Raw genomic sequence first — 17,667 nt, 5'->3', positions numbered from 1 at the left:
GAGTATGAATAAACTGCTTGCGGAAGAGATCTATTATGATATGCTGCTGGGACGTGCCTTTGAACTGGCGGCAAAAGAGCACTATATGGCCGGAGATATTGCCGGTTTTCTGCATTTGGACATCGGGCAGGAGGGCTTCAGCGTTTCGGCGATGAAAGCCTTTGGCAAAGGAGATGTTTTTACGACCTACCGTGAACATGTCATGGCGATCGCAAGGGGGATGGACCCCAAGGCTGTCATGGCTGAACTGTTCGGAAAGGCTGCCGGTGTGAGCCGGGGCCGTGGCGGGTCGATGCACCTTTTTGATCCCTCTCATTTCTTTTACGGCGGTGATGCGATCGTAGGCGGACAGATCCCCAATGCGGTGGGCTGTGCCTATGCCCGTAAATTCCTTGGGAATGAGGACGGTGTGATGGTGGTGTTCGGTGACGGTGCGACCAACGGCGGTGCCTTCTTCGAGTCGCTCAACAATGCCAGTACCCAGAAACTGCCCCTGCTGTTCCTGTGTGAGAACAACGGCTATGCGATCGGAACGAAGATCACCCGTGTCGCACCGTTCGAAAAACAGGCCAAAAAGGCAGAGCCTTACATGGTGACCATGGAAGTGGACGGTATGGATGCGATAGCCGTATATGAAGCGGTCAAAGAGGCACAGCATAAGATTCAGGACGGACATGGCCCGGTTTTCCTCGAAGCGATGACCTGCCGTTATGAAGGGCACTCCATGAGTGACCCCGGCACTTATCGCAGCAAGGAAGAGATGGGAATCTGCAAAGCGAAGGACCCCATAGAACGAATGGGGAAAGTGCTTCAAACAAGCTACGGACTGGACTCTGGACAGCTGGAGGCCTTGCAGAAGAAGGCACAGGCAGCAGTAGATGATGCCGTTGCCTTTGCCGCTGATGCTCCCGAACCGGAGCCGGAAGAACTGTATGCGGATATTTTCTGCAAAGGATGTGCAAATGTATAGTGTATCTGAAGTATGTAATAAAGTGATGTTTGAAGCCACGCCAGCGTGGCAGGTACCCCAAGGACACTTCTTTCAGGGCGCCTGCTGCCGAAGCAAACTCAGTGTTAACGCAGTCCAGGGAACCGCTTTCCTGGGCGTTATATCAAAGGTGGGTGCAAATGTTGTATCGTGAAGCATTGAACAAAGCGATAGACGAGGCGATGGCGATCGATGAGACCGTGGTTGCCCTGGGTGAGGATGTCGGACTGTACGGAGGAAGCTACCGCGTGACGGAAGGCCTTGTCGCCAAATACGGGGAAAAGAGGCTGATCGATACACCCATCGCAGAACTCTCCATTGTGGGAAATGCCGTGGGTATGGCAATGGGCGGGCTGCGTCCGATAGCGGAGATCATGACGGCGAACTTCGCTCTGCTTGCCTTTGATCAGATCATCAACCATATGGCGAAGTACCGCTATATGAGTGCCGGAAAGATCACACTGCCGATGGTGGTACGTTTTCCTCAGGGGGTCAGCCGTCAGCTGGCTGCGCAGCATTCCGAGAGTTACGAGCAGATGCTCAGTGCCGTACCCGGCCTGATCGTATTTGCAGCAGGAGATGTGAACTATGCCTACCATGCGCTGAAATATGCCATTATGAGTGACGACCCCGTTGTTTTCATTGAACATGAACTTCTCTATAACAAAAAAGGAGAAGTGGACCTCAATACGAAGATCGATCCTTTCAAGGCACGTGTTCTCAAAGAGGGCAAAGATGTGACCATCGTCAGCTATCTGAAAATGGTCGATGATGTGATGGCCGCAGTGCCGGAGATAGAAAAGCAGCTCGGCAAGAGCTGTGAAGTGATAGATCTCTGTTCTCTTAACCCTGTTGACTATGAAACTCTTGAAGCCTCACTGAAAAAGACAGGTGCGATCGTTGTCGTGGAGGAAGACCATAAAACGGGTGGATACGGAGCGCAGATAGTCAGCTGGGCGGCTGAAGAGATGTTCTACAGTCTCGATGCGGCACCGCTGAGGATCGCGGGTGAGGATGTCCCGATCCCCTACAATCGAAAACTTGAACTTGCTTCGATCCCCACACCTGCTTCTATTAGCGAGAAGATCGTTGCGTGGGCAAAGAACAACGGTCTATAGTACTTTGATCCAGAAGAAATTGGCGATGGTGACGATGAAGATGATCCCCAGGATGTTGAATACAAAACCGTAAGCCGCCATGGTCCTGATGCTGATCACTCCTGAGCTCATGGCGATGGCGTTTGGCGGTGTGGCGATAGGAAGCATGAAAGCGTAGGAGGCACAGATGGTAGCCACCAGCATAATGATCGTCGGATCGATCCCTGTCTGTTTTGCCATTGCATAAAGGATGGGGAGCATAATGGAGATCAGGGCGGTATTGCTGGTGATCTCTGTGGTGAAGGTCACCATGGTTGCGATCAGTAGAATGAAGAGTAACAGAGGCAGGCTGGAGAAACCTGCCAAGAGTGTGGCGATCTCCTGAGCCATGCCGGTCTTGCTGAATGCAGCAGCAATGGCAAAACCTGCACCAAAAAGAAACATGATACGGTAGGGAATGTTGTCTTTGTCCGCCATCCAGTCCAGAATGGAGAACGGAGGGACAAAAAGCAGCAAGCCCGCACCAAGCAGCAGTCCGGGTTCACTCAGGCCAAGCCCGCTGTAGAAAGGTTTTATCGGAGCATTGACCAGGAGCATGGCGATCAGTCCAAATATAACAGCGAGTACTTTTTTCTGCTCAGAGGTCAACACTGTCTTCTCAAGATCGGTCTCTATATGCATATCTTTCAGACCCATACTCAATATAAATCCTACTGCAATGAACATCGTAAGTACCAAAGGAGCGACAAGGTACATCCAAGTGGCAAAAGGGATCGCCTGCATCCCCATCTCTTCCATGATCCCCATCAAAATGAGGTTCGGGGGTGTACCGATAGGGGTGAGGATGCCGCCGATGCTCGCACCGTAGGCGATACCGAGTGCCAGCCGCATTTTCAGTTTGACATCTTCTGTCAAAAAGAGTGCGATAGGCAAGAGAAGCAGGGTGGTCGTCGTGTTAGAAAGTACGGAGCTGAGAAGTCCGGAAGTGATGATGAGGGCAAAGATGATACCCCTGACACTACGGGGAAAGAGTGCCAGCATACGGTTGGCTATGACCTTGTGCAGTCCGGTCTTTTCCACCGCAATGGCGATAAGGAAACCTCCCAGGAAAAGGTAGATGATGGGATTGGCATAATTAATGGTCGTCTCTTTTGTGGTGAGAATACCTGCAGCCGGAAAAAAAACAATTGGCAACAGTGAGACCACTGCCAGAGGGACCCCCTCGTTGGTCCACAGTGTGACCATCAGGACGATCATGGCAACCATCATCGATTGTTCAAAGTTGAAAAAAGGGATCATGCCGGCAAAGGCCAAGCCTCCCAATATGAGACTGATTGCGATCTTTTTAGTCTGTTCCATCATTGTCATAATACAATTTTTCTCCCCGTCTTTAGAATTAGGTATTCTGGTATTTTATATACAGGCTATTCTTCGAATTAATAATACCCGGTTATTTTATTTTGCCACCCTCTGACTTAAAGCCAAATTATGCAAACAACTATATACGGATCATATAAACCTGCTTCACAACTAATTATAGTAAAATAGATTTTCGGTGTTCCAGATCAATAAAGAAGAGGAAATAATGTCACATCATCCTAAAAAGACCATGGAAAAACACTGGCTGCAGGCCGCAGTTCTTCTTTCGGGCCTTATTTTGTGGTTCCTGCCTACACCCTCCGGTCTTGAGACGCAGGCCTGGCATCTGTTCGCCATTTTCATTTCGGCTATCTTTGCGGTGATTATCAATGCCATGCCGATCTTCACTTCTTCTATACTTGCGCTTGCAGCCGTGATATTGACGGGTACCCTTACAACCAAACAGGCCTACAGCGGTTTCTCCGAAGGGTTTATTCTGTTGATCATCGTTGCTTTTCTGATAGCCAGAGGGGTCATCAAATCGGGGCTTGGCAAGCGGATCGCCTTTTTGATCATCAGGAAGTTCGGTACTTCGAGTCTGAAACTGGGGTACTCCATCGTGGCGGCCGATATGTTCATCTCCCCGGCATTCCCGAGCAATACGGCACGGTCCGGGGTACTTTTCCCCATTGTGAATGCTTTGGCGGCGGACAGTGGATCGAAAGTCTCTGACGGGTCACGCAAGAAGATCGGTTCTTTTCTGATGATGACCTCCATGGCCGGCCTGACACTCTCATCCACACTCTGGCTGACCGCTATGGCAGCGAATCCTGCCGGTGCGAAGATGGCCCAGAAGTTGGGAGTGGAGATCTCCTACGGTTCCTGGGCGTTGGCTGCTTCCGTACCGGTGCTTATCCTCTATTTTCTCGTACCCTGGGTAATTTTCAAGATTTACCCTCCCGAACTCAAAGAGACGCCAGAAGCACCGCAGATCGCACAGAAAGCGCTGGATAAGATGGGACCTGTACATAAAAATGAGTGGATCATGGCAGGTGTATTTATCGGTATGGTGATACTTTGGGTAATGTCCGGCAGCTGGGGTCTGGACAAGACGGCCGTTGCCTTTTTGGGATTGGGTATTTTGATGCTGACAAATATTTTCACACTCGATGACCTCAGAGGCGAGGGGAATGCCCTGGGAACGCTGGTCTGGTTCGCTATTTTGTATGCCATGTCCAAATACCTCAATGAACTGGGATTTATGGGGTGGGTGGGTGAACACATTTCGACAAGCGTCGAGGGATTCTCCTGGCCGGTAGTGTATGTCTCTCTAATCGTCGGATATGTGCTGATACACTACTTTTTTGTTTCCCAGACCGCGCAGATGCTGGCACTTTTCTCGGTCTTCCTCGGGGTAGCGTTGAAAGCGGGTGTGCCATCGGAACTGATGGCATACATGCTTCTTTTTGCTACCAATTTCAATGCCATCATCACACCGCAGGGCTCCTCTGCGAATGTGATCTATACGGGAAGCGGCTATATCGAAGCGGGTGAAGTGTATAAGATAGGCGGGATTATCACGGCAGTCAATACGCTGATATTTCTTACGGTAGGTACGGCATGGATTATATTTATAACATAAACTTAATCTAAAATTATAAAAAAAAATACTAAAATAATATTATGAATCGATACAGTACCTATACTCTAAAAAAACATATTCCTCTCATGACGGCACTTTCCCTGCTGCCTGGCCTGGCCTATATAGGTTTGGCATGGCTTCACGGTATTGTCATGCCTGCCCTTGGATGGTACGGCTTGATGCTGCTTGTCTCCCTGTGGGGCTGGTTCCTGTATAAGGGATACAAACCCGAACAGATGAATACAGCGGATCTAAAATCCTGGTATACCAGGCTGATGGTGTTCTTTTACATCATTTTTGCTTTGTGGAGTCTAATATTCATACTCTATGCCAATGAGACCGAGAGCAAGATGCACTACATCGCTATCTTTACACAGTTGGGGGCCGCGGTCGTTGCATCTGCCATTTTGATTGCGGACAAGCGCCTTTTCCTGCCTGTACTGGCAATACTGATGCTGCCGCTGGTGGTCTACTTCTCACTTATCGGGGAATGGTACGGTTATGTGCTTGCCATTTTTTCCATGATACTGTGGGGAGTGCTGTTCTATGCTTCTGACAACAGCTATCAGATGCTTCAGAAAAATTACTATCAGGCACAGCATGATGCGCTTACCGGGCTCTTCAACCGCCGGTACTTTGTTGACTATATGGATCAGCTGATCAAAAGAGTACATTATTCCAATAAGTTTGCCTATATCTTGTTGATTGACCTGGACTACTTCAAAACCATCAATGATACGCTTGGCCATGAAATAGGGGACAAGGTACTGATAGAGGTAGCCAGCAGGATCAAAGAATTTTGTGGAAGTAACCATGTGATCTCCCGTCTTGGAGGAGATGAGTTTACCATAGTGAGTGAAGAGTTCGAGTATAGGGAGCATTGCAGGGAGATCTCCTATACCTTTGCCCAGAAGCTTCTACAGCGTCTGAAAGAACCTTACCTGATCGACCGGCACCACCTTTATCTGAGTGCGAGTATCGGGGTGAACGGTATCGGGCGTACCTCCTCTGAAGCGAGACATTTCATTAAAGAAGCCGATATTGCGATGTATGAGGCTAAAGCACAGGGGCGTGACGGGATCATCGTGTTTAACGAAGCATTGGCGAAAAGGGTGGAGTACCATCTTGAACTGGAGAGAAAACTCTATTTTGCGCTTGAACACAATGAAATAGACTTGCGTTATCAGCCTCAGATGAACCAGGACCGCCAGTTGGTAGGCTGTGAAGTACTGGTACGATGGAAAAATGACAAATTCGGTTTCATACCTCCTTCCGAATTCATAGGGATTGCCGAGAAGACCGGACTTATTATTGAATTGGGACAGTACATTATAGAGGAAGCCTTCAAAACACTGAAGCGGTGGGAGGAGCAGGGTATTGTACTGGAGCAGTTCTCTGTCAATCTCAGTGTACGCCAGTTCTTCCATGTGGATTTTTTGGGACAGGTTGAAGCACTTGTCGAAAAATACCTCACAGAAGATACCAGGAAGAAGGTCATTTTTGAAGTGACCGAGACGATCATGATAGAGGATATGTACAAGATCATCGCTATTATGAACAAACTGAGACGTATCGGAATAGCATTTTCAATGGATGACTTCGGTACCGGATACTCCTCTCTGAGCTCTCTGCGTCAAATGCCCATCGAAGAATTGAAGATAGACCGTTCTTTTGTCAATCATATCAACAAATACGAGTCCGACAGGCTGATGATCAGCACGATCCTGGCGATGGCAAAGATATTCAACCTTACAACCGTAGCAGAGGGCGTAGAGAGTGAAGAGCAGTTCAAGTTCCTTAAAAGCAAGGGATGTGAGGTCTTCCAGGGGTTCTATTTCTCCAAAGCACTGGAACAAAAGGCGTTTGAAACCTTTTATCTCAACAACAGAGAGCAGCATCATTTTGAAATAGGCGAGTAGATATTTCAACTCCCTGTACGGATTGCCGATCCAGTATTCCCCTTCCCATTTTATGGATCACCTTCCTCTCTTTTCCCTGATATACTATTTTTATTCCCGTCTCTTGACTTTTTCAAACCTATATGGTATAGTGAAAGAAAGTTGAGCCTTTCTATATAAAGGTTTAAAAGAAGGAGTCTCTATGACAGCACACGAAAACATGAAATATTATAAAACAGAAGAAGGGAAAGACCGGATAGTCTGTCTGCTCTGTCAGCACTACTGCAAGCTCAAAGAGGGGCAGGTCGGGATCTGCGGGGTCAACAAGAATGAGAACGGGGAGTTGAAGAATCTTGTCTACGGGCATCCCGTGGCACTCAATGTCGATCCGGTCGAGAAGAAACCGCTTTATCACCTGTTGCCGGGAAGCAAAGCGCTTTCGTTCGGTACGGTAGGGTGTAATTTTAAATGTCCTTTCTGCCAGAACTGGGATATCTCGCAGGAGACACATGTCAACAAGCAGATAGAAGTTTCTCCGGAAAAAATGGTGGACCTTGCCTTTGAACACGGAGCCGCTTCGATCGCCTATACCTACAACGAACCCACCATCTTTTACCCTTATGCCAAAGATATCGGTGTGATCGCCAAAGAGAGAGGGCTGAAGAACATTTTTGTCAGCAACGGGTTCGAAACGAAAGAGATCATTGCAGATATGCCGGGTTGGCTTGATGCAGCCAACATCGACCTCAAAAGCTGGGACGATGCCTACTATAAAAAGGTCCTCAAAGGTGGTCTTGAAGGTGTGAAAGAAACCCTTAGAAGAATGGTAGGCGAGGGTATCTGGGTCGAAGTGACCACACTGATCATTCCCGGAGAGAACGACAGCGACAGGGACCTGCAGGAGATGGCGGCGTTCATCGCCGATGAACTGGGAAAACATGTCCCGTGGCACCTGAGCGCTTTCCATCCGGATTACAAGATGCTGGATCATCAGGCCACAGGTCTGGAGACACTGATGCGCGCCAAAAAGATCGGACAGGAAGCCGGCTTGCACTATATCTACCTCGGCAATGTACCGGTGCACGGCGATACCTATTGTCCGGACTGTGGTGAACTGCTGATAGACAGAACGGGGTATTCGGTCACAGTCAACCGGTTGGAGGATGGACACTGTCCGAAATGCAAGAGAGAGATAGAAGGAATCTGGAAATAATGATGGCCTCGTTTGGAACCGTTGGCTTCAGCCTCGGCAAATTCGGAACCATCTACAGGATACACTGTATTGAAGTATCCGATTCCAATCGAAAGTGTAGTATTATACTAAATAATATTAAAATAGGAGAAAAGTAATATGAGTACAAGAGAAACAGCTGTAGCGGGACAGTTCTACCCGTCAGATGCCAATGAGATCAAAGAGATGTTCGAACACTATAACAGGATCATAGAGGAGCATCTTCAGAATGAAGAGCTGCTGCATATGAAACCAAGGGCGGTCATCGTACCGCATGCAGGCTATGTCTATTCAGCCTTTACGGCCAATGTCGCCATGCGTCTGCTGGGAAATACAGAAGCCAAGAGGGTGGTCGTGATCGGCCCAAGCCACAGGGTCTATCTGAAAGGAACGAGTATTTCAGATTATGACAGTTACAATACCCCTTTGGGAGCGTTGCCCATCGACAGAGAACTGGTCAATGAACTAAAAAGCAGGTTCGGCCTTCAGTTCGTTCCGGATGCCCATCATGAACACAGTACGGAAGTGCAGATGCCCTTCGTCAAGACCTACGACACGGATGCATCCGTAGTGGAACTGGTGTACGGTGATGAAGACCCGGCAAGACTGGCGGAAGTGATAGACTATCTGCTGGATGACCCCGATACTGTTGTGGTCATAAGCACGGACCTGAGCCATTACTATGACATAGAGAAGGCGAAGAGGCTTGACAGCATCTGTATGGATGCTGTGCAGAAGCTTGATACGGCAGAACTGCATCAGGGATGCGAGGCCTGTGGAAAGATCGGTGTGGAGGCAATGCTGATCGCAGCCAAGAGAAGAGGGCTGAAACCGCTGCTGCTCGACTACAGGACCAGTGCGGATGCCAGCGGCGATGAATCCCAGGTCGTCGGCTATATGAGTGCCGCTTTTCTGGGAGAGTAAAATGAAGAATATGCAGGAACTGATCGATTCGATGATCGTTGGCGGTGCTTTGCGAACACCCCGGATCATCGAGGCGTTCAAGAAAGTGGACAGAAAAAACTTCATTCCTGAATCATTCGGGGAGTACATTTACATCGATGCCCCTCTGCCCATAGGAAACGACCAGACGATCTCACAACCCTCCACTGTAGCTTTCATGCTCGAACTGTTGGAGCCGCATGAAGGAGACAAAATACTCGATATCGGTTCAGGGTCGGGATGGACAACGGCACTGCTCTGCAGCATCGCAGGAAAAAGCGGAAGTGTTGAGGGGTTGGAGAGGGTAGAGAGTCTTGTTGAGGCGGGAAAGCACAATCTTTCAAAGTTCGACTTCGGTCCCCACTGCAGCATTCAAAAGGCAGGAGAAGCGCTGGGAAAGCCGGGTGAGACCTTCGACAGAATACTGGTCTCCGCCAGCAGCAGTGAGATACCAGAGGAACTTTTTGCGCAGTTGAAGCCGGGAGGAGTGCTGGTCATTCCGGTAAGGAATTCCATTTTCCGTTTCAGAAAGCTTTCTGACGGCCGCATCTCCAAAGAGGAGTACCCGGGGTTCCGTTTCGTACCGCTGATCTATTGATTATCTCGGATTATTTTACCGATTCTGCGATCAGGTAGATCGCTACACCGTAGTTGGCCGAGTTGTTGTAGCGTGTAAGCACTCTGAAGTTGGCTGTTCCCAACCAGAGGTCGTCATGCGTTCTGTTACGTGTTTTGATGAGATAGGCTTTATTCCACGGGAAAGGCCGTGCAGGAGTGACCCCCGTCTTTCTGATGGTACGCATGGGAAGCATACGTTTATGAGAGGTACGCAGCCGCATAAAGCGTTTGCCGCCTTTGTATCTGGCAGGAATGACAGCGGGCATCCTTTTTTTCCACCGGTTCTTGTGCATGAAGGATGCGATCGAGCCTATACAGTCCTCTATATCCCATACACTGGCACCGTCACCGTCGAAGTCCCTGTTGAAACGGCGTGCGACTGAGGGGACCTGCTGCACGCAGCCCATGGCACCGGCAAACGAGCCCTGTAACCTGGTGATGTCGTACTTCTTTTCCCTGGCAAAGAGAAAGAGGTGTTTGAGTTCACTCTTAAAGAACTTCTGCATACGGTTTTTATGAAAGGCAAGCGTGGCAAGGGCATCAAGAATATTATAATCACCCGTATAGTTCCCAAAACGGCTCTCTACGCCCAAAAAACCAACAATGTAGTCCATATCTACCCCGTAAGCCCTTTCGGCCTTTTTCAGGGTCCTGTAGTGCTTTCGTTTAAAGGCTTTTGCCTCCCTGAAGGTTTCAGGATTGACCACATGCAGTTTGAAACGTTCCCAGCTTCCCACAGTCGTGTTCTTCTTGAACTTTCCCGTATAGCGCGCCAGCGTGTCCCTGTCGAGCCTGGCATGTTTGAAGACATTTTTCAGATAACTTTCACTGAAACCGTAGCGCGTGTGCATCATTCTGATGAAACGCTGGACATCAGGTTTGGAGAGGTAGTCGTACCTGACAGGCGGCCGGTCATCGTTGGCCAGCAGGAAGAGGGGGATCATTGTAATGAGAAAGAGCAGTTTAAGCGGTCGCATATTCTTCTCCTATATTATTTAGTATCAATAGAGCATCCCGATAGATCGGCTCATCAATGAATCCATACTTCCCATCCATGAAACCGTTGATGCCCTGGGCAGAATGTTCTTCGAAGACAGATTTGATGTGCCGTGCCCTTTCAATTTCATATTCATTAATACTAAAAACAGTATTGGCGATATTGACCTGCTTGGGGCCCATACATGCTTTGCCTTCAAAGCCCATCTTCTTCTCTTGTTCACACCAGGCTTTGAAGGTTTCCGTATCGTTGTACTCCTGGAACATGAAGGAGATGGGGTGTATGCCGGCTGTTTTGGCATCCACAAGGAATTTGGAGAGAATGTAGTCGATGGTCGGGTTGTCTGGCGTGACGATGGACTGCGGCAGTCCAAGTGAGCTCAGGAGGTCAAGTATACCGAGGTTGGCAGTGGTCAGCCGCTCGTCAATACGCAGGGTATTTAATTTTTCAAACGCTTCTTTGGTCTCCAGAGAGATATGCAGCTCCTTGTTATCTGAAAGCAGGGTAAGTGCCTGTGCGATCTCGGTCTGGTCCTTCACCTTGGCTATGCGGATGGCGTCGAAGCCGAAATCGTTCAGAAAGCTTATCTCTTCCGCTCCGCCTTCATTCAGTGGATTGGTTCGTATGATAATGAAACTATCGCTTCGTTCCATGTAAGAGAGAAAGAGTGCGATGTTATGCAGTGCTTCTTTTTTACGGCTTGGCGCGATGGCATCTTCGAGATTGAGGGTGATCATATCGGCAGGGCTTTTGTCCATTCGGTTGAGATGCTTGAGGTTCAGGGGGTTGAGCATCATGTTGGAGCGCCTGCGTTGATGGGAACAGGGGTTTTTCTTTTTGTTGCCAAAGGTTTTGGGGATTGTTTCAAGGTTTTCAAATATCATGAAGTAATCATATCAAAACTTATCCCAAAACGATATAATACATTCCAAAATAACATAAGGCTTATTTGTATGAAACAAATCTTGTTCCTGCTGATCTTCTCTACACTCTTTATAGAAGCAAGGTATGAAGCCGTACCGGCGAAAAGCTGCTCAGCGTACAACAATATGAAGCATACGCAGAACAGTCATAATGTCCATCTGGACACCCAGCGGGAATATACTATGCTTCAGCAGCACAAGGGACAGATACTCGTCCTGGTCAAAGGTGAGAATCCGGCACAGCGTTGGGTGGATGAGAGCTGTTTTCCTTCGAAAACATCATCATATAACACATATAATAACAATACGATTAAATCGGAACATACTAAAAAATATCAAAATAGTGCCAAGCCGAAATATTCGCTTCTGGCACTCTCCTGGCAGAATGCCTTCTGTGAAACACATCGCAGCAGAAAAGAGTGTCGGCAGCCACTCTTCAGTTTTGGGCAGAAGCGTTACAGCGAGAGCCACTTCGTACTGCATGGACTCTGGCCGCAGCCGCAGAGCAACAGTTACTGCAATGTCGATGCTGGACTGGTCACGCTGGACAGGCACGGGCAGTGGAACAGACTGCCTGAACCGGAACTGGACAGTGAACTGAAAGAGAAACTTTCAAAAGTGATGCCCGGAGTCTCTTCCAACCTGCAACGGCACGAGTGGGTGAAGCACGGAAGCTGCTACGGGACCGATGCACAGAGCTATTTTAAAGATGCCATAATTTTGACGGAGCAGGTGAACGGTTCGAAAGTGAGCCGCTTCTTTGTCAATAATGCGGGGAAGAGAGTGACCCTCAAACAGGTACGATTCCTTTTTGACAACACCTTTGGAAAAGGGTCGGGAAAACGTGTGGAGCTTCGCTGCCAAAACGGGCTCATTACCGAACTCTGGCTGCATATGGGAAATAAAGGGGAAGATCTTTCCACCATGCTTAAAAGCGGAAAACCAACACGAAGCCGGTGCCAGAGCGGTATCATAGACAAGGCAGGCTATGGCTACTAAGATCGACGTACTTGAAGCACTGAAACACTCCAATGTCTTTCTGACCGGAGGTGCGGGGGTAGGGAAAAGCTACATTACCAACGAAGTGATCTCTGACTACAGAAAACGCGGAAAACAGGTAGTGGCACTGGGTTCGACGGGGGTGAGCGCCGTTAACATCAGGGGATTTACCGTACACAGTTTTTTTGCTTTCGGTATTGCTTCGAATTTCGATGAACTTGCCGCCTCGGACAAACGTGCCAAAAAGCGCCTGGCCGACCTGAAAAAAGTCCTCAAGGCTACCGATCTCATCATCATCGACGAGATCTCGATGGTCAGTACCGACCTACTTGACATGATCGCCTACCGGCTTAACAATTACGGCTACCTGGGCAAAGTGCTTTTTGTGGGAGATTTCTTTCAGCTGCCGCCGGTGCAGAAGCAGAACAGCCGCAACGATGTCTTCGGTGAGAAGCTCTATGCCTTCGAGAGTATGGCATGGGAGCGTTTCGACCTGACGGTCATCGAACTGACCGAAATGAAACGGACGCAGGATGCTGAGTTCACACACATCCTCTCCAAAGTACGCAAGGGGATCTGCGACGAAGAGGTCGTGCAGTACATGATGCGCCTCTGGAACAACGAAGATCTGGAGAAGGACCCGACCTGTCTTTATGGCCGAAATCTTGAGGTCGAACAGACCAACCGCGCCAGGATCAACGAGCTTGAGACCGAAGAGACCATTCTTTTTGCCAATATCGAAATGTTCGGCAAGGTACACGAAAAGAAACTGGCAGGCTGGAAGAAACTGCTGCCTATTTCCGAACAGCTGACGCTTAAAGAGGGCGTGCCCATTCTCTTTACCGTGAATAAATGGGGTAAATTCGTCAACGGGGAGCGGGGGATCCTCAAAAAGATAGAGGATGACTACCTCATTGTCGAGAAGGAGGAGGAGTACGTCCGTGTGGAGCGCCATGACTTCGACCTGCTCGACATGGCGGTCAAGGAGGATGGAGCCATCGAAACGATGTCTCTGGCTACCCTCTCGCAGTTCCCGCTGAAGCTCGCCTATGCCGTGACCATACACAAGTCGCAGGGCATGAGTATAGACAACCTCGTCTGCAATGTCGACAATATCTTTGCGCCAAGCCAGTTCTACGTAGCCATCTCAAGGGCCATCGACCCCAAACGGCTGAAGATCGATTTCAGCCGGGGTGACCTTTCACAGTACCTGCAGCGGGTCATCCATGTTGACCAGAGAGTGGTAGCGTATTACCGGGACCTGCCTGTTATGGTATAGGACAGTGTGATCATGGGTATTGTAAAAAAAACTGTACAGATTATGGGGATATACCTCCTTTTTTCAGCTGTACTTTTTGCAGGGAAGATCACACCGGCGGCTGAGCGTCCCGAATTGTATCTGCCGCTTTTAAAAGGGAAGAGCATCGCACTGGTGGTCAACCACGCCTCTCTGATCGGCAGAATACATCTAGTGGATTATTTGTTGAAACACGGCATTAAAATCAAAAAGATCTTTGCGCCGGAGCATGGTTTTCGCGGAACGGCAGATGCAGGTGCGCATCTCGGGAACAGCCGTGACCCCAGGACCGGTCTCCCCATCATCTCTTTGTATGGCAAACATAAAAAGCCTACAAAAAAGGACTTGAAAGGGATCGATCTGATCCTCTTCGATATCCAGGATGCGGGTGTACGGTTCTACACATACCTCTCAACCCTGCATTATGTCATGGAAGCGGGAGCAGAGCAGCGCATTCCGGTCATGGTCCTGGACAGACCCAACCCCAACGGGCATTATGTAGACGGCCCGGTACTGAAGAAGCGGTATCGCAGCTTTGTCGGTCTTGACCCCGTACCGGTCGTGTACGGTATGACCATCGGGGAGTATGCCAAAATGCTCAATGGGGAAAGATGGCTGAAGCATGGTGTACAGGCGAAGCTGACTGTCATACCACTGAAAAACTATACGCATGATTCTTTCTATTCCCTGCCGGTCAAGCCTTCTCCCAATTTGCCAAATGACAGGGCAATTATGCTGTATCCGTCACTGGCTTTTTTTGAGGGGACAGTCATTTCAGCAGGAAGAGGTACTGCCAAGCCTTTCCAGCTCTACGGTGCACCAAAATACAGGGTTAAAAAGTTCTCTTTTATTCCAAAGTCGAGACCGGGGGCCAGATATCCAAAATACAAAGGAAAACGGTGTTACGGGATTGATCTAAGCAGAGTAGATATTGAAAAAGAACGTCGTAGAAAGCAGCTGAACCTCTCTTATCTGAGGGATGCCTATGTCAATTACTCCGACAAAAAGCATTTTTTCCTCGGGAACAGTTTTTTCAACAGGCTGGCAGGAACGGATCAGTTACGAAAACAGATCATTTCCGGAGCTTCCGAGGCATCGATACGAAAAAGCTGGGGGAAAGATCTTAGGAAGTTCAGAAAGATACGTACAAAATATCTTCTCTATCCGTAATATGATTGGGATCGCGTAGGGTGCTGTCCCCTGACAGCACCGATTAAGCCATGCATAAACAACATTTTTTTATGATTGATTTCTGGTGCCGTGGGGACACGGACACCCTACGCGAGAGATTGTATTATGGTCTGTAATGGATATTCTGGATCTGTAACCTCTTAAGGCCTCTATTTTTAACACGTTTCCGAAAGTCTTTCCAATTCCGCCTCTTCTGTTCCGTCCATGCCACTTCCGAGAGAGCGAAGCTCCTTGGCCATGCCAGGTAGTCGGCTATCTTTTCATTAAGCAGTGTTTCCGACCACAGACAGGCCTGTATACCTTTGAGATAGCGGGAGCTTCCGGGCTTGAAACTGTATGCTTTTTGGGTGCTGACAGGGGTGGACCAGGTATGCCCCGGTTCTTTTCTGTTCCGTATGTACTGCTGGTCGAAATAGAGGTACTGTACCGGTGCCATGATGACATTACGTTTTTTCTTTATGGCCCTATAGCCTGATTTGGGGCTTTTCCATGCCATGAAGATATCATCCTGTCTCAGTTCTGGTTTTTCTGAAAGAACCTCCTGCCATGCGATCATCTTTTTACCGTGTTTGGCAAGTATACTGTCCATTTGAGTAAAGAAATAGTTCTGTACCTCTCTAGTACTTTTTAACTTTTTTTTCTTCATCAACTTCTTTACGGCAGGAGATCTGCTCCATGCTCCTTTTGGAACTTCGTCACCCCCCAGATGGATGTATCCGAAGGGGAAGAGCCTGCTGACCTCGGCAATAACATTGTCCAGAAAGATGTAGGTGCTTTCCATTCCAGGGTTGATCGTATTGTTGCTAACCCTCTGTACGGAGAGGTAACGGCTTTTGTCTTTGGGGTCCTGTAATAGTTTGGGATAGGCTGCGATGGCCGCTTTGCTGTGGCCGGGCATGTCTATCTCCGGCAGTATCTCGATAGAACGGGCTCTGGCATAGGTAACGATCTCTCTGATGTCATTTTGGGTGTAATGCCCTGACTGTATCCTGTTCTTAGGCCCGCGCATGGCTGGAAAAGTGGAGAAGGGCAGTTTGGTCCCCGGTCCGCGTTTTGCACCTACCTTCGTGAGCAGCGGATACTTTTTTATCTCGATACGCCACCCCTCGTCATCGGTCAGATGCCAGTGGAAGCGGTTGAGTTTCTGCTGTGCCATACGGTCAATGAATTTTTTGACATAGGTTTTGGAGAAGAAGTTACGCGAGACATCGAGCATCATCCCTCGCCATCTGTAACGAGGGTAGTCCTTGATAGTACAGGAGGGGATTTGCCACTGCCTGATCTTTTTGCCGTTTGCATTACGCCATATAGCCGGATTGATCAGCTGCATCATACTGATGACTGCATAGAAAAAACCGGCTTTGTCCCTTGCTTCGATACTGACCTGCTCTTTGTCTATTCTTAGTCTGTAGGCTTCGGCCTTTTTGATCTTTTGTGAATCATAGCGAAAGCGGATGGTGTTTTTCGAACCACGACGGGCTTTTTGCAGTGTATACCCCGAATTCCGTTTCAGATGATCTTGCAGGTAGCTGATGGCATTGTTTGCAAATACTGTGTTGGAGAGGTAACGGGTCTCTCTGTTCAGTTGGAATGTACCGCTGCTTTTGATGAGCTTCTGTGGTTTGGGGATGATGACATCAATGTCGTTCCCGGCAAAAAGAAAGAAGGGTATGATTATGAATACCCATAAAGTCAGGGGGTATCGTGTGAATTGTTTTAGCGGGGTGTTCACTGTTTCGTCACCACCCGTACATTCCCTGCCTGTCTGATGCGCAGATGCCGCCCTTTGACATTGACGATGTCCCCGTCGAGTTCTATCATATTGTAGTCGTTGTCGAGGTCGAGGTCGACCTCATGGACCTCACCGTAGAAACTTCCGAACTTTTTGATGAAACGCAGGGGCGTGAAGATGAAGAACCGTGTACTGCTCATCAGCATAAAAGGTGTCATGATGACATGTACGGGAAAGAGGAAGATTACAGCAAGGATGTATTTGGCTATGCCATGTTTGAGCCACCCGAAACGAAGAGTTTCCGAGAGAAAGATGTGTTGAAGGTCTCCCATATTCCCGGCAGAAAAGAGGAAAAGCTCGTCATTCATTTTAAAAAGGTGGTGTTTTTGGGTTTTGGGTCTTTCACCTTTTGCAAGGCTGTCGAGGACGGAACCTATCTTTGGTGCACGGTGTATCTTGGCTACGACGTTGAATGAACCCGTGGGATTGAGAATAAAGGTTGGCATCCTGCTGAGGTTGTGAAGCTGGTTAAGAACACGCCTGATGGTCCCGTCACCGCCATTGATAATGACATAGTCATAGGTTTGGATATTGTGAATTTCAGGAAGAGAAGATGAGGAAACAGAGGTGATAGCGAGATCTTCATGTGAAAGCGTTTTTCCTATGGAGAGTATCTTCATCGTTCCCTTTGTATTTGCTGGCATAAATCATTCTTTTAATGGTATTAGAGATGTCGTTGGCTATAATTATAAC

The 17,667-nt window shown here is 48.5% G+C and carries 16 protein-coding genes; 11 read left to right on the top strand and 5 right to left on the bottom strand.

The window, feature by feature from the left end; translation table 11 throughout:
* Window positions 1-4 precede the first annotated feature (4 nt).
* From YH65_RS06785 to YH65_RS06775, 3 genes are read left to right on the top strand one after another with little or no spacing between them, the layout of a single operon-like run.
* Window positions 5-970 carry a thiamine pyrophosphate-dependent dehydrogenase E1 component subunit alpha gene (locus YH65_RS06785; RefSeq protein WP_046551212.1) on the top strand — a complete coding sequence of 322 codons (966 nt, stop codon included), beginning with the start codon at window positions 5-7 and terminating at the stop codon, window positions 968-970.
* Window positions 963-1,142: a hypothetical protein gene (locus YH65_RS06780; RefSeq protein ID WP_046551211.1), complete on the top strand. Its 180-nt coding sequence runs from the start codon at window positions 963-965 to the stop codon at window positions 1,140-1,142. Before YH65_RS06785 ends, YH65_RS06780 begins: the two co-directional genes overlap by 8 nt.
* Window positions 1,129-2,106, top strand: a complete 978-nt coding sequence (locus YH65_RS06775; RefSeq protein ID WP_046551210.1) for an alpha-ketoacid dehydrogenase subunit beta — start codon at window positions 1,129-1,131, stop codon at window positions 2,104-2,106. The genes YH65_RS06780 and YH65_RS06775 overlap by 14 nt, the downstream gene beginning before the upstream one ends.
* Here the strand turns inward: YH65_RS06775 and YH65_RS06770 are convergent.
* Complete coding sequence (locus YH65_RS06770; RefSeq protein WP_046551209.1) at window positions 2,101-3,447, bottom strand: SLC13 family permease; 1,347 nt, start codon at window positions 3,445-3,447, stop codon at window positions 2,101-2,103. The two genes, YH65_RS06775 and YH65_RS06770, sit on opposite strands and share 6 nt — an antisense overlap.
* Window positions 3,448-3,640: 193 nt before the next feature.
* Here YH65_RS06770 and YH65_RS06765 point away from each other — a divergent pair, with 193 nt between their 5' ends.
* The 5 genes from YH65_RS06765 (at window position 3,641) to pcm (ending at window position 9,755) form a co-directional block, all read left to right on the top strand.
* Window positions 3,641-5,086 (top strand): DASS family sodium-coupled anion symporter, encoded by a 1,446-nt coding sequence (locus YH65_RS06765; protein WP_245609175.1) that lies wholly within the window; start codon window positions 3,641-3,643, stop codon window positions 5,084-5,086.
* Window positions 5,087-5,127: 41 nt separating this feature from the next.
* The gene (locus YH65_RS06760; protein WP_052746121.1) at window positions 5,128-7,005 is read left to right on the top strand and encodes a putative bifunctional diguanylate cyclase/phosphodiesterase; all 1,878 of its coding nucleotides are present in this window, start codon (window positions 5,128-5,130) and stop codon (window positions 7,003-7,005) included.
* Window positions 7,006-7,186: 181 nt separating this feature from the next.
* A complete protein-coding gene (gene amrS, locus YH65_RS06755) occupies window positions 7,187-8,197 on the top strand; it encodes an AmmeMemoRadiSam system radical SAM enzyme (RefSeq protein ID WP_084722045.1) in 1,011 nt (336 codons plus the stop codon).
* Window positions 8,198-8,335: 138 nt separating this feature from the next.
* Complete coding sequence (gene amrB, locus YH65_RS06750; protein WP_046551206.1) at window positions 8,336-9,139, top strand: AmmeMemoRadiSam system protein B; 804 nt, start codon at window positions 8,336-8,338, stop codon at window positions 9,137-9,139.
* A 1-nt stretch (window position 9,140) separates the two neighbouring features.
* Window positions 9,141-9,755 (top strand): protein-L-isoaspartate O-methyltransferase, encoded by a 615-nt coding sequence (gene pcm, locus YH65_RS06745; protein ID WP_046551205.1) that lies wholly within the window; start codon window positions 9,141-9,143, stop codon window positions 9,753-9,755.
* 10 nt (window positions 9,756-9,765) lie between these two features.
* Here pcm and YH65_RS06740 read toward each other — a convergent pair whose 3' ends face one another.
* Both YH65_RS06740 and YH65_RS06735 read right to left on the bottom strand, forming a co-directional pair.
* Window positions 9,766-10,752, bottom strand: a complete 987-nt coding sequence (locus YH65_RS06740) for a lytic murein transglycosylase (protein WP_046551204.1) — start codon at window positions 10,750-10,752, stop codon at window positions 9,766-9,768.
* Window positions 10,739-11,656, bottom strand: coding sequence for an HpcH/HpaI aldolase/citrate lyase family protein (locus YH65_RS06735; RefSeq protein ID WP_046551203.1), 918 nt, complete (start codon window positions 11,654-11,656; stop codon window positions 10,739-10,741). The genes YH65_RS06740 and YH65_RS06735 overlap by 14 nt, the downstream gene beginning before the upstream one ends.
* A gap of 69 nt (window positions 11,657-11,725) precedes the next feature.
* Here YH65_RS06735 and YH65_RS06730 point away from each other — a divergent pair, with 69 nt between their 5' ends.
* Genes YH65_RS06730 through YH65_RS06720 form a run of 3 tightly spaced genes read left to right on the top strand, consistent with a single transcriptional unit; the run spans window position 11,726 to window position 15,161 of the window.
* A complete protein-coding gene (locus tag YH65_RS06730; RefSeq protein ID WP_245609174.1) occupies window positions 11,726-12,694 on the top strand; it encodes a ribonuclease T2 family protein in 969 nt (322 codons plus the stop codon).
* On the top strand, window positions 12,684-13,973 hold the full coding sequence (locus tag YH65_RS06725) for an ATP-dependent DNA helicase (RefSeq protein WP_046551201.1): 1,290 nt from the start codon (window positions 12,684-12,686) through the stop codon (window positions 13,971-13,973). Before YH65_RS06730 ends, YH65_RS06725 begins: the two co-directional genes overlap by 11 nt.
* A gap of 12 nt (window positions 13,974-13,985) precedes the next feature.
* Window positions 13,986-15,161, top strand: a complete 1,176-nt coding sequence (locus tag YH65_RS06720; RefSeq protein WP_052746120.1) for an exo-beta-N-acetylmuramidase NamZ family protein — start codon at window positions 13,986-13,988, stop codon at window positions 15,159-15,161.
* A 124-nt stretch (window positions 15,162-15,285) separates the two neighbouring features.
* On the opposite strand, the gene YH65_RS06715 is transcribed toward YH65_RS06720, so the two are convergent.
* Together YH65_RS06715 and YH65_RS06710 are read right to left on the bottom strand one after the other, a co-directional pair.
* Window positions 15,286-16,914 carry a beta-N-acetylhexosaminidase gene (locus tag YH65_RS06715; protein ID WP_046551200.1) on the bottom strand — a complete coding sequence of 543 codons (1,629 nt, stop codon included), beginning with the start codon at window positions 16,912-16,914 and terminating at the stop codon, window positions 15,286-15,288.
* A complete protein-coding gene (locus tag YH65_RS06710; RefSeq protein ID WP_046551199.1) occupies window positions 16,911-17,618 on the bottom strand; it encodes a diacylglycerol kinase family protein in 708 nt (235 codons plus the stop codon). The genes YH65_RS06715 and YH65_RS06710 overlap by 4 nt, the downstream gene beginning before the upstream one ends.
* Window positions 17,619-17,667: the final 49 nt, after the last annotated feature.

This window comes from Sulfurovum lithotrophicum, assembly GCF_000987835.1.
GTDB classification, from domain to species: Bacteria; Campylobacterota; Campylobacteria; order Campylobacterales; family Sulfurovaceae; genus Sulfurovum; species Sulfurovum lithotrophicum.
The sequence above is the reverse complement of the archived record's forward strand: the minus strand, read 5'-3'. Positions and strand labels throughout refer to the sequence as shown.

Coding starts and splice junctions, on each gene's coding strand:
- YH65_RS06725 (WP_046551201.1), top strand. CDS start 12,684: ATGGCTACTAAGATCGACGTACTTGAAGCACTGAAACACTCCAATGTC.
- amrS (WP_084722045.1), top strand. CDS start 7,187: ATGACAGCACACGAAAACATGAAATATTATAAAACAGAAGAAGGGAAA.
- YH65_RS06720 (WP_052746120.1), top strand. CDS start 13,986: ATGGGTATTGTAAAAAAAACTGTACAGATTATGGGGATATACCTCCTT.
- YH65_RS06760 (WP_052746121.1), top strand. CDS start 5,128: ATGAATCGATACAGTACCTATACTCTAAAAAAACATATTCCTCTCATG.
- YH65_RS06775 (WP_046551210.1), top strand. CDS start 1,129: ATGTTGTATCGTGAAGCATTGAACAAAGCGATAGACGAGGCGATGGCG.
- YH65_RS06740 (WP_046551204.1), bottom strand. CDS start 10,752: ATGCGACCGCTTAAACTGCTCTTTCTCATTACAATGATCCCCCTCTTC.
- YH65_RS06780 (WP_046551211.1), top strand. CDS start 963: ATGTATAGTGTATCTGAAGTATGTAATAAAGTGATGTTTGAAGCCACG.
- YH65_RS06785 (WP_046551212.1), top strand. CDS start 5: ATGAATAAACTGCTTGCGGAAGAGATCTATTATGATATGCTGCTGGGA.
- amrB (WP_046551206.1), top strand. CDS start 8,336: ATGAGTACAAGAGAAACAGCTGTAGCGGGACAGTTCTACCCGTCAGAT.
- pcm (WP_046551205.1), top strand. CDS start 9,141: ATGAAGAATATGCAGGAACTGATCGATTCGATGATCGTTGGCGGTGCT.
- YH65_RS06730 (WP_245609174.1), top strand. CDS start 11,726: ATGAAACAAATCTTGTTCCTGCTGATCTTCTCTACACTCTTTATAGAA.
- YH65_RS06735 (WP_046551203.1), bottom strand. CDS start 11,656: ATGATATTTGAAAACCTTGAAACAATCCCCAAAACCTTTGGCAACAAA.
- YH65_RS06770 (WP_046551209.1), bottom strand. CDS start 3,447: ATGATGGAACAGACTAAAAAGATCGCAATCAGTCTCATATTGGGAGGC.
- YH65_RS06710 (WP_046551199.1), bottom strand. CDS start 17,618: ATGCCAGCAAATACAAAGGGAACGATGAAGATACTCTCCATAGGAAAA.